Origin of the sequence: Pseudomonas putida (assembly GCF_002025705.1) — a bacterium.
Lineage (GTDB): Bacteria > Pseudomonadota > Gammaproteobacteria > Pseudomonadales > Pseudomonadaceae > Aquipseudomonas > Aquipseudomonas putida_J.
Genome location: NZ_CP018846.1, coordinates 677,090 through 691,295, shown reverse-complemented (window position 1 = coordinate 691,295; position 14,206 = coordinate 677,090). Strand labels below are relative to the sequence as shown.

The following is a 14,206-nucleotide window of genomic DNA, read 5'->3' as shown; positions in this document are numbered from 1 at the left end:
GCGACACAAGGCCGCTCCTACAGGATTACTGCGATTCCTGTGGGAGCGGCCTTGGGTCGCGAAAGGGCCGCAAAGCGGCCCCCGGTTTGTCACGTTACATCAATTGGGTCAGGTCACTCGATCTGACCATGGCAATGCTTGAATTTCTTGCCCGAACCACACCAGCACGGCTCATTGCGGCCAAGCTTCAGGTCGTTGCGCACCGGGGCAGCGGCCACGGCCACTTCGGCGCCCTCTTCACTCAGCTGCTCGCTCTCGAGACCCGGCGCTGGGGCATGCTGGAACTGCATGCGGCTGGCCAGTTCCTCGGCTTCGCGGCGCAGACGGGCTTCTTCTTCGGCCGGGTCTTCGCGGCGCACCTGAACGTGCGACAGCACGCGGATGGTGTCGCGCTTGATCGAATCGAGCAGCTCCTGGAACAGGGTGAACGACTCGCGCTTGTACTCCTGCTTCGGGTTCTTCTGCGCATAACCACGCAGGTGGATACCGTGACGCAGGTGGTCCATGGTCGACAGGTGGTCTTTCCACAGGTCGTCCAGCACGCGCAGCAGGATCTGCTTCTCGAAGGTACGCAGGGCTTCGAGGCCGGCCTGGTCTTCCTTCTCGGTGTACGCGGTGGTGATCTCGTTCAGCAGCTTCTCGCGCAGGGTCTCCTCGTAGAGGTGATCGTCCTCGTCCAGCCACTGCTGAATCGGCAGCTTGATGGCGAAGTCGCTGGCCAGCGACGCTTCGAGGCCGGCCACGTCCCACTGCTCTGGCAGCGACTGCGGCGGAATGTGCTGACTGATAGTGGCGTCCAGCACTTCCTGGCGGAACTCGACGATGGTGTCGCCAATGTTCTCGGCCGCCAGCAGGCTGTTGCGCATGTGGTAGATCACCTTGCGCTGTTCGTTGGCCACGTCATCGTATTCGAGCAGCTGTTTGCGGATGTCGAAGTTGCGGCCTTCGACCTTGCGCTGGGCTTTTTCGATGGCATTGGTGACCATGCGGTGCTCGATGGCCTCGCCGGACTGCATGCCCAGCGCCTTCATGAAGTTCTTCACCCGGTCGGAGGCGAAGATGCGCATCAGGCTGTCTTCCAGCGACAGGTAGAAGCGGCTCGAACCCGGGTCGCCCTGACGGCCGGAACGGCCACGCAGCTGGTTGTCGATACGGCGCGATTCGTGGCGCTCGGAGGCGATCACGTGCAGGCCACCGGCTTGAATCACCTGCTGGTGACGCTTCTGCCAGTCGGCCTTGATCTGGGCGATCTGCTCGGGAGTCGGGTTTTCCAGGGCAGCCACTTCGGCTTCCCAGTTACCGCCGAGGAGGATGTCGGTACCACGGCCAGCCATGTTGGTGGCGATGGTCAGCGCACCCGGAGCACCGGCTTGCGCGATGATCTCGGCTTCCTTCTCGTGGTACTTGGCGTTCAGTACCTTGTGGTCGATACCTTCCTTCTTCAGCAGGTTCGACATGTGCTCCGAGGTTTCGATGGTCGCGGTACCCACCAGGATCGGGCGCCCCTGGGTCATGCTCTCTTTGATGTCGGCGATGATCGCGGCGTATTTCTCGTCGGCGGTCAGGTACACCAGGTCGTTGAAGTCTTTACGCGCGAGCGGCTTGTTCGGCGGAATGACCATCACGTTGAGGGCGTAGATCTGGGCGAACTCGAACGCCTCGGTGTCAGCGGTACCGGTCATGCCGGACAGCTTGTTGTACAGGCGGAAGTAGTTCTGGAAGGTGGTCGAAGCCAGGGTCTGGCTTTCGGCCTGGATGTTCAGGTTTTCTTTTGCCTCGATGGCCTGGTGCAGGCCTTCGGAGAGGCGACGGCCGGGCATGGTACGGCCGGTGTGTTCGTCGATCAGCAGGACCTGGCCGTCCTGGACGATGTACTCGACGTTGCGGTGGAACAGCTTGTGCGCACGCAGGCCGGCGTAGACATGGGTCAGCAGGCCCAGGTTGTGCGCCGAGTACAGGCTCTCGCCTTCGGCCAGCAGGCCAGCCTGGGTGAGCATCTCTTCGATGAACTGGTGACCGGCTTCGTTGAGCTCGACCTGGCGGCTCTTCTCGTCGATGGTGAAGTGGCCTTCCTGGGTGACCTGGCCTTCGACTTCTTCGATGTGCTGGGTCAGGCGCGGGATCAGGCGGTTGATCTCGATGTACAGCTTGGAGCTGTCTTCGGCCTGGCCGGAGATGATCAGCGGGGTACGCGCTTCGTCGATGAGGATCGAGTCGACTTCGTCGATGACCGAGAAGTTGAGTTCACGCTGGAACTTCTCTTCCTGGCTGAACGCCATGTTGTCGCGCAGGTAGTCGAAACCGAATTCGTTGTTGGTGCCGTAGGTGATGTCGGCGGCGTAGGCGGCGCGCTTTTCTTCAGGCGGCTGGAAGGCCGAGACGATGCCCACGGACAGACCGAGGAATTCGTACAACGGGCGCATCCAGTTGGCGTCACGGCGGGCCAGGTAGTCGTTGACCGTGACCACGTGCACGCCCTTGCCGGACAGTGCGTTGAGGTAGACGGCCAGGGTACCGACCAAGGTCTTGCCTTCACCGGTACGCATTTCTGCGATCATGCCCTCGTGCAGGGTCATGCCGCCGATCAGCTGCACGTCGAAGTGGCGCATGCCCATTACGCGCTTGCCGGCTTCACGGGCCACGGCGAAGGCTTCGGGCAGCAACTGGTCCAACGTCTCGCCTTTGGCCAGGCGCTCCTTGAACTCTGCGGTCTTGGCCCGCAGCTGCTCATCGGAGAGGGCCACCATCTTCTCTTCGAAGGCATTGACGATAGCTACCGTCTTGAGCATGCGTTTGACTTCACGCTCGTTCTTGCTTCCAAAAAGTTTTTTTAACAAAGGCGCAAACATATCGGCAGGATCTTCCACACGTAGGGATGGAGGGCGGCCCCATGAGTCGCCCGTGCAGCCCTGAGGCCGCATGCGAACGAGCATTCTACCCGGAAACGATGGTGAGGAAAGTGGTCGATTGCCACGATGCTGGCACAGCGCTTAGGCGGGGGCTTTTCTAAGATAGGGGCATTTTCCCTGAGTTCAACCCAGAGGAGGATGAAAGGTATCGAGAATGGCTCGTATTTTGTATTGCCTGTACCGGCCTCTTCGCGCGCAGGCCCGCTCCCACAGGATCTTCACCGTCTTGAGGGCAGCGTTTTCCTGTGGGAGGAGGCTTGCCCGCGAAGAGGCCAGCGCAGGCAGCAGAGGTGTTAGACTGCCCATCTTGTGACTTCATGCAAACCGCCATGGCCTTCAAACCTTCCCCCGCCCAGCCGCCCGCCACCCTGCTGCGCCAGAATCGCCCGCTGCGCCTGCTGCTGAACCAGGCCGAACGCCTGGCGCACCTGCAGCGCCTGCTGGAAAGCCAGCTGCAACCGGCTGCCCGCGAGCATTGCCATGTGGCCTCGTGGCGCGATGGCACGCTGCTGCTGGTGGTCACCGACGGCCACTGGGCCACCCGCCTGCGCTACCAGCAGAAGCGCTTGCAGCGCCAGCTGCAGGCCCTGGAAGCATTTGGCAATCTGCAACGTATTCTCTACAAGGTGCAGCCGCCTCTGGTGCCGGCCAAACGCGGGACTAATACGACCGAACTGTCGAACTACGCCGCCGAGAGCATCCGCGATTCCGCTGAAGGCATCGCCGACCCCAAGCTGCGTGCTGCCCTGGAACGGCTGGCCAGCCACGCGCAAAACAAAGAAAAGCCCTGAAATAAAAAAGGCCACCCGAAGGTGGCCTCAATGAACTAGAGAGTGTTCGAACTTACACGGCCGCAACAGGGCGCATGTACGAGATCGGTGCCGTGCTGGCATCTTCGAAAGTGACCACTTCCCAGGCATCGGTTTCTTCGATGAGCTTTCGCAGCAGCTGGTTGTTCAGCGCGTGGCCGGACTTGTAGCCCTTGAACTCGCCGATCAGGCTGTTGCCCAGCAGATAGAGGTCGCCAATGGCATCGAGGATCTTGTGCTTGACGAATTCGTCATCGGAACGAAGGCCGTCTTCGTTGAGCACACCAGTCTCGTCGACCACGATGGCGTTCTCGACACTGCCGCCCAACGCAAGGTTGTGCTTGCGCAGGTACTCGATGTCACGCATGAAGCCGAAGGTACGGGCGCGGCTGACTTCTTTCACGAACGAGGTGCTGGAGAAGTCGACGACCGCACTCTGGGTCTGGCCCTTGAGGACCGGGTGATCGAAGTCGATCTCGAAGCTCACCTTGAACCCGTCGAATGGCAGGAAGGTGGCGCTCTTGTCGCCCTCCACCACTGTCACTTCGCGCAGGATGCGGATGAACTTCTTGGCTGCGTCCTGCTCTTCCAGGCCGGCAGACTGAATCAGGAATACGAAGGGACCGGCGCTGCCATCCATGATCGGCACTTCCGAGGCGGAGAGCTCGACGTAGGCGTTATCGATGCCCAGGCCCGCCATGGCGGAGAGCAGGTGCTCGACCGTATCGACCTTGACGTCACCGTTGACCAGCGTGGTGGACATGGTGGTCTCACCCACATTGGCCGCACGCGCCGGGATCTCGACCACAGGGTCAAGGTCGGCGCGACGGAAGACGATGCCGGTGTCGACAGGCGCAGGCTTGAGGGTCAGGTAGACCTTCTCCCCGGAGTGCAGGCCGACGCCCGTGGCACGGATGGTATTCTTCAGGGTGCGTTGTCTAATCATGGCATTGGCCGCTTCAGCGCAAATAATGCGAACAGGTATCAACAAAGGCTGGGGATGATAACAGACCCGGCCTTTGCTGAACACCAATCACCCTTATACCCCTGATAAATTCCATCAATCAGCCTGACGACGCAGGAAGGCTGGGATATCGAGGTAGTCCAGGTCATCCTGAGGGTTGAGTTTAGCTGCCGCGGCGGCACCTGCGTGGGCCTGGTTGCGCATTACGGTCGGGCGCTCCAGGTCACGGTAGTTGACGGCTGGCTGCTCCTGGCGAACCGGAGCCGGGTTGGAAGACTCGTACACCTGCTGAGCGGTCTGCAGGGTGTTGTCGACAACCTTCACCGGTTTTTCGATGCGCGCGCCCAGACCAGTGGCAACCACGGTCACGTGCAGTTCGTCGCGCATGTCTGGGTCGATCACGGTGCCCACCTTGACCATCGCGTGGTCGGAGGCGAAGGCTTCGATGATGCTACCCACGTCGGAGTATTCACCCAGCGACAGGTCAGGACCTGCAGTGATGTTTACCAGGATGCCGCGGGCGCCCTGCAGGTTGACGTCTTCGAGCAGCGGGTTGCGGATCGCCGCTTCGGTGGCTTCGCGCGCGCGGTTCGGGCCGCTGGCGCAGCCAGTACCCATCATCGCCATGCCCATTTCACCCATGACGGTGCGCACGTCGGCGAAGTCGACGTTGATCATGCCCGGGCGCTTGATGATGTCGGAGATACCGCGAACGGCACCGGCCAATACATCGTCAGCCTTGGCAAAGGCGGACAGCAGGCTGGCATCCTTGCCCAGGATGGTCAGCAGCTTCTCGTTGGGGATGGTGATGAGCGAGTCGACGCTCTCAGCCAGCATGCGGATGCCTTCATCGGCGATCTGCATACGTTTGCGGCCCTCGAACGGGAACGGACGGGTCACCACTGCAACGGTGAGGATGCCCATTTCCTTGGCCACTTCGGCGATGATCGGCGCCGCACCGGTACCGGTACCGCCGCCCATGCCGGTGGTGATGAACACCATGTTGGTGCCCTGCAGCACCTCGGCGATGCGCTCACGGTCTTCCAGCGCGGCCTGACGGCCGACTTCCGGATTGGCACCGGCACCCAGACCCTTGGTCACGCCGGTACCCAGTTGCAGGATGGTGCGTGCGCCGATGTTTTTCAGCGCCTGGGCATCGGTGTTGGCGCAGATGAACTCGACGCCTTCGATGCTGCTCTTCACCATGTGGTTGACGGCGTTGCCGCCGCCACCGCCGACGCCGATCACCTTGATGACCGGACTTTGCGGGACGTTGTCTACGAGCTCGAACATTTTCCCTCTCCTTACAGTTCTCTAGTTGTCGCGCCTACCACTACTGCTTTGAAACTTAGAAGTTGCCCTGGACCCACCGCTTGAAGCGCTCAAGCACTGGGGCCTTCGGTTCATCGCCATAGCTGTTGCTGCTGCTGTTGCTGTTACCGGTCAGGACCATGTCCTCGGACTGCTTGAGCAGGCCGTAGGTGAGCAGGCCCACGCCGGTGGAATAGATCGGGTTGCGCACCACGTCGCTCAGCCCCCGAACGCTGTGCGGTACGCCCAGGCGTACCGGCATGTGGAAGATTTCCTCGGCCAGTTCCACGGCACCTTCCATCTTCGCGGTGCCGCCGGTGAGAACGATGCCGGCTGGCACCAGGTCCTCGTAGCCGCTGCGGCGCAGTTCGGCCTGGATCAGGGTGAAGAGCTCGTCGTAACGTGGCTCCACCACCTCGGCCAGGGCCTGACGCGACAGCTCGCGCGGCGGGCGATCACCCACGCTCGGCACCTTGATGGTCTCGCCGGCGCCGGCCAGTTTGGCCAGGGCGCAGGCGTAGCGGATCTTGATTTCTTCGGCGTACTGGGTCGGCGTACGCAGGGCCATGGCGATGTCGTTGGTGACCTGGTCGCCGGCAATCGGGATCACTGCGGTGTGGCGGATCGCGCCCTCGGTGAAGATGGCGATGTCGGTGGTGCCGCCGCCGATGTCCACCAGGCACACGCCCAGCTCTTTCTCGTCATCGGTCAGCACCGAGTAGGCCGAAGCCAGCTGCTCGAGGATGATGTCGTCGATTTCCAGGCCGCAGCGGCGCACGCACTTCTCGATGTTCTGCGCCGCGTTGACCGCGCAGGTGACCACGTGGACCTTGGCTTCCAGACGTACGCCAGACATGCCCAGCGGCTCGCGCACGCCTTCCTGGTTATCGATCACGTAGTCCTGCGGCAGCGTGTGCAGCACGCGCTGGTCGGCCGGAATGGCCACGGCCTGGGCGGCGTCGAGCACACGCTCGAGGTCGGCAACGCTGACTTCACGGTCGCGGATGGCGACGATGCCGTGGGAGTTCAGGCTGCGGATGTGGTTGCCAGCCACGCCGACGAACGCCGAGTGGATGCGGCAGCCGGCCATCAGCTGGGCTTCTTCCACCGCGCGCTGGATCGACTGCACGGTCGACTCGATGTTCACCACCACGCCTTTTTTCAAGCCGCGGGACGGATGGGTGCCGATACCCACGATCTCGAGGGTGCCGTCTTCGCCCACTTCACCCACCAGCGCCACCACCTTGGAGGTGCCAATGTCCAGCCCGACGATCATTTTTCCGCTATGCGCGTTTGCCATGGTCCTGCCTCTCTCTAATTCTTCGCAACGGCGGGTTTGGCCGTCGTCGGTGCGTTCGGTTCCCGCCAACCAACGGCAAGTCCGTTGGAATAACGCAGATCAATGCGGGCGATATTGGTGATCTGCTCTTTGAGTGTCTTGTCGTAAATGGCAATGAAACGGCGCATCTTCTCCACCAGATGGTCGCGCCCCAACAGCAGCTCGATGCCTGGCCCGGCGCTGCTCGCACCTGTGGTCAGGAACCAGCTGCCACGCTCACGCAGCTCCAGGCGAGCGATGGAAAAGCCCATGGGGCGCAGCATCTGGCTCAAAACCTGATACTGCTGCATGACTTGTTGCTGGGCACGTTGCGGCCCGGCCAACTGCGGCAGATGCTCGTAGTTGGCCAGTTCGCGCGGGGTGAAGGCCTGGCCCTGGTTGTTGAGCAGGGCCTCGTCACCCCAGCGTGCCACCGGCAGCTGTTCTTCCAGGCGAATCACCACTTCGTCCGGCCACACCCGGCGCACTTCGGCGTGGGCGATCCACGGCATCTGCTCGAGCTCGGCACGCATCGCCGTGAGGTCGACGCTGAAGAAGCTCGCCGCCACATACGGCGCAATGCGCTGCTGCACCGACTGCTGGCTGATATAGCTGAGGTCACCCTGCACGTCGATCTTGGTGATCGGCCGGTCGGCATAAGGCATCAGGCGGATGGCGCCCTCATAGGCGCCGAAGCCTGCAGCCACCAGCACGATCGGCCACAGCAGGCGCTTGAGGCCGCCCAGGCTGGGCCGCGGCAGGCGCGCCGATACGGGCTCGTCGGCCACCAGTCGGCTGGCACCGCGCGGCACCGGCTTGCTACGGCCGGTAACGGGTTGCTGCTGACGTATCATTGCGCCTTGCATGATGGTTAACCTCGCGTCGCAACGCTTTCAGCCAGGATCGCCAGCACCAGTTGCTGGAAGTCCAGGCCGGCCGCGCGGGCCGCCATGGGCACCAGGCTATGATCAGTCATGCCCGGTGCGGTGTTGACTTCGAGCAGCCAGAACCGGCCCTGCTCGTCCTGCATCACGTCCAGCCGGCCCCAGCCTTCGATGCCAATGGCATCGCAGGCGCGCGCGGTCAGGTCGATCAGTTCCTGTTCCTTGGCACTGTCCAGGCCGCACGGGATGCGGTACTGGGTGTCATTGGCGATGTACTTGGCGTCGTAGTCGTAGAACACGTGCGGAGTACCCAGGGCGATCGGCGGCAGCACCTGGCCACGCAGAACGGCGATGGTGAACTCCGGGCCGTGAATCCATTGCTCGACCAGGACTTGCGAATCGTATTGGGCGGCATCCTTCCAGGCGGCGACCAGCTCTTCCACGCTGTTCACCTTGGCCATGCCGATGCTGGAACCTTCATGGGCCGGTTTGACGATCAACGGGAAGCCCAGTTCCGTACCGGCGGCAACACAATCGTGTTCGCTGCCCAGCACCGCGTGGCGCGGGGTCGGAATACCCAGGCTCTGCCACACCTGCTTGGTGCGCAGTTTGTCCATCGCCAGCGCCGAAGCGAGGATACCGCTGCCGGTGTAGGGGATGCCCAGGCACTCGAGCAGGCCCTGCATGCTGCCGTCCTCACCGCCACGGCCGTGGAGGATGATGAAGGCGCGGTCGATCTTCTCGTTCTGCAGGCGCGCCAGCAGGTCGTCGCCCACGTCGATGCCGACCACGTCCACACCGGCAGTGGTCAGCGCGTCGAGCACCGCTGCGCCAGACTTCAGCGACACCTCACGCTCGGCGCTCTTGCCGCCGTACAACACGGCCACGCGGCCGAACGCTTTCACGTCCAGGGTCGAGTGCAGTTGTTCGTAGGCGCTGGTCATTTCGACTTCTCCTGCTTGGCGCCAGCGAACAGCGGGCTTTTCATCAGTTGCGGGGCCAGGCCACCTACATCACCGGCACCCTGGCAGATCAGGATGTCGCCGGCGCGCAGCAGCGGCTTGACCAGCGGCGCCAGCTCGGCGCCACGTTCGATGTAGATCGGGTCCAGCTTGCCGCGCTGGCGGATGCTGTGGCACAGCTGGCGGCTGTCGGCACCGGGGATCGGCTCTTCGCCGGCCGGGTAGACTTCCATCAGCAGCAGCACGTTGGCATCACCCAGTACCTGGACGAAATCGTCGTACAGGTCGCGGGTACGGCTGTAGCGGTGCGGCTGGTAGACGATCACCAGACGGCGGCTTGGCCAGCCACCGCGCACGGCCTTGATTACCGCAGCCACTTCGGTCGGGTGGTGGCCGTAGTCGTCGACCAGCATCACGCTGCCGCCTTCGACCGGCAGTTCGCCGTATACCTGGAAGCGGCGGCCGACGCCCTGGAAGCCGGACAGGCCCTGGACGATGGCTTCATCGCTGATGCCTTCGTCAGTGGCGATGGCGATGGTGGCCAAGGCGTTGAGCACGTTGTGGTTGCCGGGCATGTTCACCGACACCTCGAGCGGCTCGCGGTCGCGGCGCAGCACGGTGAAGTGGGTCTGCATGCCCTTCTGGCGCACGTTGATGGCGCGGATGTCGGCCTCTTCGCTGAAACCGTAGGTGACGGTCGGGCGCTTGACTTGCGGCAGGATCTCGCGCACGACCGGGTCGTCCAGGCACATCACGGCCAGGCCGTAGAACGGCAGGTTGTGCAGGAACTCGACGAAGGTCTTCTTCAGCTTGTTGAAGTCGCCTTCGTAGGTCGCCATGTGGTCGGCATCGATGTTTGTGACCACGGCAACCATCGGCTGCAGGTGCAGGAAGCTGGCATCGCTTTCGTCAGCTTCGGCAATCAGGTAACGGCTGGTGCCCAGCTGCGCGTTGGTGCCGGCAGCGGTCAGGCGACCACCGATGACAAAGGTCGGGTCCAGGCCGCCGGCAGCGAACACCGAGGCCAGCAGGCTGGTGGTGGTGGTCTTGCCGTGGGTACCGGCAACCGCCACGCCATGGCGATAGCGCATCAGCTCGGCAAGCATCTCGGCACGCGGCACCACAGGGATGCGACGCTCCAGGGCAGTGGCGACTTCCGGGTTGGCCGGGTTGATCGCACTGGACACCACCAGCACATCGGCGTTGGCAGCGTTCTCGGCACGGTGGCCGACGAAGATTTCAGCGCCGAACGACTCCAGGCGCTCGGTGACCGGCGACGCCTTGAGGTCGGAACCGGACACTTGGTAGCCCAGGTTCAGCAGCACTTCAGCGATACCGCACATGCCCACGCCGCCGATACCGACGAAGTGGATGCGGTTGATACGGCCCATCTTCGGCTGGGGCATGGCTTTCTGGCTTTCAACCATGGGCCACCTCCAGGCAGATATCGACCACGGTGCTGGTTGCAGCAGGCTTGGCCAGGCGCCGTGCGGTGCCAGCCATGGTGTTGAGTTTCTCGGGTTGCATCAGCACCTCGTTCAGGCGTTCAGCGAGTTGCGCTGCGCCAGTTGTCGCTTGTGGCATGAGGAAGGCAGCGCCTTCCCGGGCCAGATATTGGGCATTGTGGGTCTGGTGGTCGTCGATCGCGTGGGGCAAGGGCACCAGCATCGAAGGCAGGCCCGCCGCCGCGAGTTCGCTGACGGTCAGGGCACCGGCCCGGCAGACCACGATATCGGCCCAGCCATAGGCATGGGCCATGTCTTTGATGAACGGCTCGACCTGGGCTTCGACACCCGCCTCGCGGTAACGCTCGGCAGTGGCTGGCGCATGGTGCTTGCCGGCCTGGTGGAACACCTCTGGGCGCAGGTTCGCCGGCACTTCGGACAGGGCCTTAGGCAACAATTTGTTCAATGGTTCCGCGCCCAGGCTGCCACCCATCACCAGCAGGCGTGCGCGGCGCTCGGCCAGGGGGGCCCGCAGGGCATCCATGAACAGCTCCGGGCGCACCGGGTTGCCAGTGGTACGCAGCTTGTCGCTGGCGTCGAAGGTCGCCGGGAAGGCTTCGCAGACACGCGCCGCCAGTGGCAGCAGCAAGCGGTTGGTGGTGCCGGCGCGAGCGTTCTGCTCGTGGATCACCAGCGGCACCCCACACAGCCGTGCGGCAACGCCGCCCGGGCCGGTCACGTAGCCACCGAAACCGACCACGCACACGGGCTTGAGCTCGCGCACGATACGGCGTGCCTGGAGCACCGCCTTGACCAGGGTGAACGGCGCCTTGAGCAACGAGAGCTTGCCCTTGCCACGCAGGCCGCTGACCTGGATCAGGTGCAGTGGCAGGCCGGCTTGCGGCACCAGCTCGTTCTCGATGCCGCGCGGGGTGCCCAGCCAGTGCACGGTATAGCCGCGCGCCTGGAATTCACGGGCGCAGGCCAGGGCCGGGAACACGTGCCCCCCAGTGCCGCCAGCCATGATCAGTACATTCTTGCCGTCAGCGGCCATGATTGGTCTCCTCGGCAAAATCACTTTCTTTGAATTCGTGCTCCTCGCTGCCCAGGTGCGTACGACTTTCCCACTCGATGCGCAACAGCAAGCCCACGCAGGCACAGCAGATAACCAGCGATGAACCGCCGTAACTGAGGAACGGCAGGGTCAGGCCCTTGGTCGGCAGCAGGCCGACGTTCACGCCGATATTGATCAGGAACTGGCCGATCCACAGGAATGCCAGGCCGAACGCCATGTAGGCGGCGAAGAACTGCTTGGCCTTCTCTGCCCACAGGCCGATGTACAGCGCGCGAATGGTGACGAAGACGAACAGCGCGATGGTCACCAGCGAGCCGACCACGCCAAGCTCTTCGGCCAGTACCGAGAACACGAAGTCGGTATGTGCTTCAGGCAGGTAGAACTGCTTCTGCACGCTGTTGCCCAGGCCTACACCCAGCCACTCGCCGCGGCCGAAGGCGATCAGTGCCTGGGTCAGCTGGTAGCCGGACCCGAACTGGTCGGACCAGGGGTCGGTAAAGGTGATCAGACGTGCCATCCGGTAAGGCTGTGCCTGCACAAGGATGAACACTGCAGCCACCGCCAGCACCACCATCAGGCTGAAACGGAACAGCCCCACCCCGCCGAGGAACAGCATCGCGGCGGCGGCCCCCATCATCACCACGGTGGCACCGAAGTCCGGCTCCATCAGCAGCAGGGCGGCCATCGGCAGCAGCACGATGAACGGCTTGAAGAAGCCCATCCAGGTTTCGCGTACCTCGGTCTGGCGCCGTACCAGGTAACCGGCCAGGTAGATGACCACGAAGACCTTGGCGATCTCCGACGGCTGGACGTTGAAGAAGCTGAAGCCGATCCAGCGCATCGAGCCGTTCACTTCGCGGCCGATACCTGGCACCAGCACCAGCACCAGCAGGCCAAAGGCACCGATCAGCATCATGAAGCCCATGCGCTGCCAGGTGGCAATCGGCACCATCATGGTCGCGCCACAGGCCACCAGGCCGAGGAACACGTACACCAGATGGCGGAACATGTGATAGAGCGGGTTGCCGGACTGCACCGCAGCCACTTCCGAGGAGGCCGAGGTGATCATCACCAGGCCCAGGCCCAGCAGCGCCAGGCAACCGGCCAGCATGGCGAAGTCGAGGTCGATGCCACGGCCGCTGATCAGCGGCGACGGGTACGGCTTGAGGATGCCGAAGATCATGCCAGCCCTCCCGCCGCCTGGGCGAACAGGCGCCCGCGTTCTTCAAAGTTCTTGAACATGTCGAGGCTGGCGCAGGCCGGCGACAGCAGCACGGCATCGCCCGCCTCGGCCAGTTCGGCGCTTTGCTGCACGGCGTCGTCCAGGGTCTTGACCCGCACCAGCGGTACGTCATCGCCCAAGGCCTCGGCCAAGCGCTCAGCATCACGGCCGAGCAACACCACGGCGCGGCAGAAGCGTTTGACCGGCTCGCGCAGTGCGGCGAAATCGGCGCCCTTGCCGTCGCCACCGGCGATCAGCACCAGCTTGCCTTCGATGTCCGCGCCCAGGCCTTCGATCGCCGCCAGCGCAGCACCGACATTGGTGGCCTTGGAATCGTCATACCAGTTGACCGCATTGCGCTCACGGATCCACTGGCAGCGGTGGGCCAGGCCCTTGAACTCACGCAGCGCTTCGAGCATTGGCGCGAACGGCAGGCCGGCGGCATGGCCGAGGGCCAAGGCCGCCAGGGCGTTGCTCTGGTTGTGGGCGCCGCGAACCTTCAGCTCACGCACCGGCATCAATGTTTCGAATTCGTATGCCAGGTACTTCTCGCCATCCACTTCACGCAGGCCGAAAGCCTTGAAGTCCGGCTGGTTGAGGCCGAATGTGAAGCATGGGCGGCCTTCTACCGGCAGCGGCCGGCTCAGGGCATCCTGGCGATTGACCACGACCTGACGGGCACCACGGAAGATCCGGTGCTTGGCCAGGTGGTAGGCCGGCAGGCCGCTGTAGCGGTCCATGTGGTCTTCGCTGATGTTCAGCACGGTGGCGACTTCGGCGTTGAGCTGGTCGGTGGTTTCCAGCTGGAAGCTCGACAGTTCCAGCACATACAGCTCGACGTCGTCGCTCAGCAGGTCCAGCGCCGGGGTGCCCAGGTTGCCGCCCACGGCCACACGTTTGCCGGCCTTGGCGGCCATTTCGCCAACCAGGGTGGTGACGGTGCTTTTCGCGTTGGAGCCGCTGATCGCCACGATCGGTGCCTTGGCATGGCGGGCGAACAGCTCGATGTCGCCAGACAGCTGCACACCACGCGCCGCCGCCTGCTGCAGGGCCGGGGTAGCAAGGGCCAGCCCCGGGCTCACGTACAGCTCGTTGGCGCGGCACAGGAAGTCCACGTCCAGTTCACCACAGCGCACTTCCACCTGCGGGTAATCACGGCGCAGGGTTTCCAGTTCCGGCGGTTGCTCACGGGTGTCGGCGACCGCAAAGGCAATGCCCCGGTTCGCCAGGAAGCGAACCAGGGACATGCCGCTCTTGCCGAGGCCGACAACGATGCGGAATTGGTCGGAAGCGATCAATGACACGCT

Annotated in this window: 11 protein-coding genes; 1 reads left to right on the top strand and 10 read right to left on the bottom strand. The window is 63.5% G+C overall.

What is annotated here, in order from left to right; translation table 11 throughout:
• Nucleotides 1–113 precede the first annotated feature (113 nt).
• Nucleotides 114–2,849, bottom strand: a complete 2,736-nt coding sequence (gene secA, locus BUQ73_RS03240; RefSeq protein WP_079226644.1) for a preprotein translocase subunit SecA — start codon at nucleotides 2,847–2,849, stop codon at nucleotides 114–116.
• Between the two features lie 389 nt (nucleotides 2,850–3,238).
• Here secA and BUQ73_RS03235 point away from each other — a divergent pair, with 389 nt between their 5' ends.
• The gene (locus BUQ73_RS03235; protein WP_079230475.1) at nucleotides 3,239–3,700 is read left to right on the top strand and encodes a DUF721 domain-containing protein; all 462 of its coding nucleotides are present in this window, start codon (nucleotides 3,239–3,241) and stop codon (nucleotides 3,698–3,700) included.
• A 52-nt stretch (nucleotides 3,701–3,752) separates the two neighbouring features.
• Here BUQ73_RS03235 and lpxC read toward each other — a convergent pair whose 3' ends face one another.
• The 9 genes from lpxC to murD all read right to left on the bottom strand — a co-directional run bounded on the left by lpxC (nucleotide 3,753) and on the right by murD (nucleotide 14,203).
• The gene (gene lpxC / locus BUQ73_RS03230) at nucleotides 3,753–4,664 is read right to left on the bottom strand and encodes a UDP-3-O-acyl-N-acetylglucosamine deacetylase (protein WP_027917990.1); all 912 of its coding nucleotides are present in this window, start codon (nucleotides 4,662–4,664) and stop codon (nucleotides 3,753–3,755) included.
• Nucleotides 4,665–4,778: 114 nt separating this feature from the next.
• Nucleotides 4,779–5,975: a cell division protein FtsZ gene (ftsZ, locus tag BUQ73_RS03225; protein ID WP_027917991.1), complete on the bottom strand. Its 1,197-nt coding sequence runs from the start codon at nucleotides 5,973–5,975 to the stop codon at nucleotides 4,779–4,781.
• Between the two features lie 55 nt (nucleotides 5,976–6,030).
• Nucleotides 6,031–7,293, bottom strand: a complete 1,263-nt coding sequence (ftsA, locus tag BUQ73_RS03220; RefSeq protein ID WP_027594020.1) for a cell division protein FtsA — start codon at nucleotides 7,291–7,293, stop codon at nucleotides 6,031–6,033.
• A gap of 14 nt (nucleotides 7,294–7,307) precedes the next feature.
• Nucleotides 7,308–8,177 (bottom strand): cell division protein FtsQ/DivIB, encoded by an 870-nt coding sequence (locus BUQ73_RS03215; protein ID WP_079226643.1) that lies wholly within the window; start codon nucleotides 8,175–8,177, stop codon nucleotides 7,308–7,310.
• Nucleotides 8,178–8,182: 5 nt separating this feature from the next.
• Complete coding sequence (locus BUQ73_RS03210) at nucleotides 8,183–9,139, bottom strand: D-alanine--D-alanine ligase (protein WP_079226642.1); 957 nt, start codon at nucleotides 9,137–9,139, stop codon at nucleotides 8,183–8,185.
• The gene (gene murC, locus BUQ73_RS03205) at nucleotides 9,136–10,584 is read right to left on the bottom strand and encodes a UDP-N-acetylmuramate--L-alanine ligase (protein WP_079226641.1); all 1,449 of its coding nucleotides are present in this window, start codon (nucleotides 10,582–10,584) and stop codon (nucleotides 9,136–9,138) included. Before murC ends, BUQ73_RS03210 begins: the two co-directional genes overlap by 4 nt.
• On the bottom strand, nucleotides 10,577–11,656 hold the full coding sequence (gene murG / locus BUQ73_RS03200; RefSeq protein ID WP_079226640.1) for an undecaprenyldiphospho-muramoylpentapeptide beta-N-acetylglucosaminyltransferase: 1,080 nt from the start codon (nucleotides 11,654–11,656) through the stop codon (nucleotides 10,577–10,579). Before murG ends, murC begins: the two co-directional genes overlap by 8 nt.
• The gene (gene ftsW, locus BUQ73_RS03195) at nucleotides 11,646–12,860 is read right to left on the bottom strand and encodes a putative lipid II flippase FtsW (protein WP_079226639.1); all 1,215 of its coding nucleotides are present in this window, start codon (nucleotides 12,858–12,860) and stop codon (nucleotides 11,646–11,648) included. Before ftsW ends, murG begins: the two co-directional genes overlap by 11 nt.
• Nucleotides 12,857–14,203: a UDP-N-acetylmuramoyl-L-alanine--D-glutamate ligase gene (gene murD / locus BUQ73_RS03190; RefSeq protein WP_079226638.1), complete on the bottom strand. Its 1,347-nt coding sequence runs from the start codon at nucleotides 14,201–14,203 to the stop codon at nucleotides 12,857–12,859. Before murD ends, ftsW begins: the two co-directional genes overlap by 4 nt.
• Nucleotides 14,204–14,206 lie beyond the last annotated feature (3 nt).

Excerpts from the sequence above, each read along its gene's own strand:
- secA (WP_079226644.1), bottom strand. The coding sequence starts at position 2,849 with ATGTTTGCGCCTTTGTTAAAAAAACTTTTTGGAAGCAAGAACGAGCGT.
- BUQ73_RS03235 (WP_079230475.1), top strand. The coding sequence starts at position 3,239 with ATGGCCTTCAAACCTTCCCCCGCCCAGCCGCCCGCCACCCTGCTGCGC.
- lpxC (WP_027917990.1), bottom strand. The coding sequence starts at position 4,664 with ATGATTAGACAACGCACCCTGAAGAATACCATCCGTGCCACGGGCGTC.
- ftsZ (WP_027917991.1), bottom strand. The coding sequence starts at position 5,975 with ATGTTCGAGCTCGTAGACAACGTCCCGCAAAGTCCGGTCATCAAGGTG.
- ftsA (WP_027594020.1), bottom strand. The coding sequence starts at position 7,293 with ATGGCAAACGCGCATAGCGGAAAAATGATCGTCGGGCTGGACATTGGC.
- BUQ73_RS03215 (WP_079226643.1), bottom strand. The coding sequence starts at position 8,177 with ATGCAAGGCGCAATGATACGTCAGCAGCAACCCGTTACCGGCCGTAGC.
- BUQ73_RS03210 (WP_079226642.1), bottom strand. The coding sequence starts at position 9,139 with ATGACCAGCGCCTACGAACAACTGCACTCGACCCTGGACGTGAAAGCG.
- murC (WP_079226641.1), bottom strand. The coding sequence starts at position 10,584 with ATGGTTGAAAGCCAGAAAGCCATGCCCCAGCCGAAGATGGGCCGTATC.
- murG (WP_079226640.1), bottom strand. The coding sequence starts at position 11,656 with ATGGCCGCTGACGGCAAGAATGTACTGATCATGGCTGGCGGCACTGGG.
- ftsW (WP_079226639.1), bottom strand. The coding sequence starts at position 12,860 with ATGATCTTCGGCATCCTCAAGCCGTACCCGTCGCCGCTGATCAGCGGC.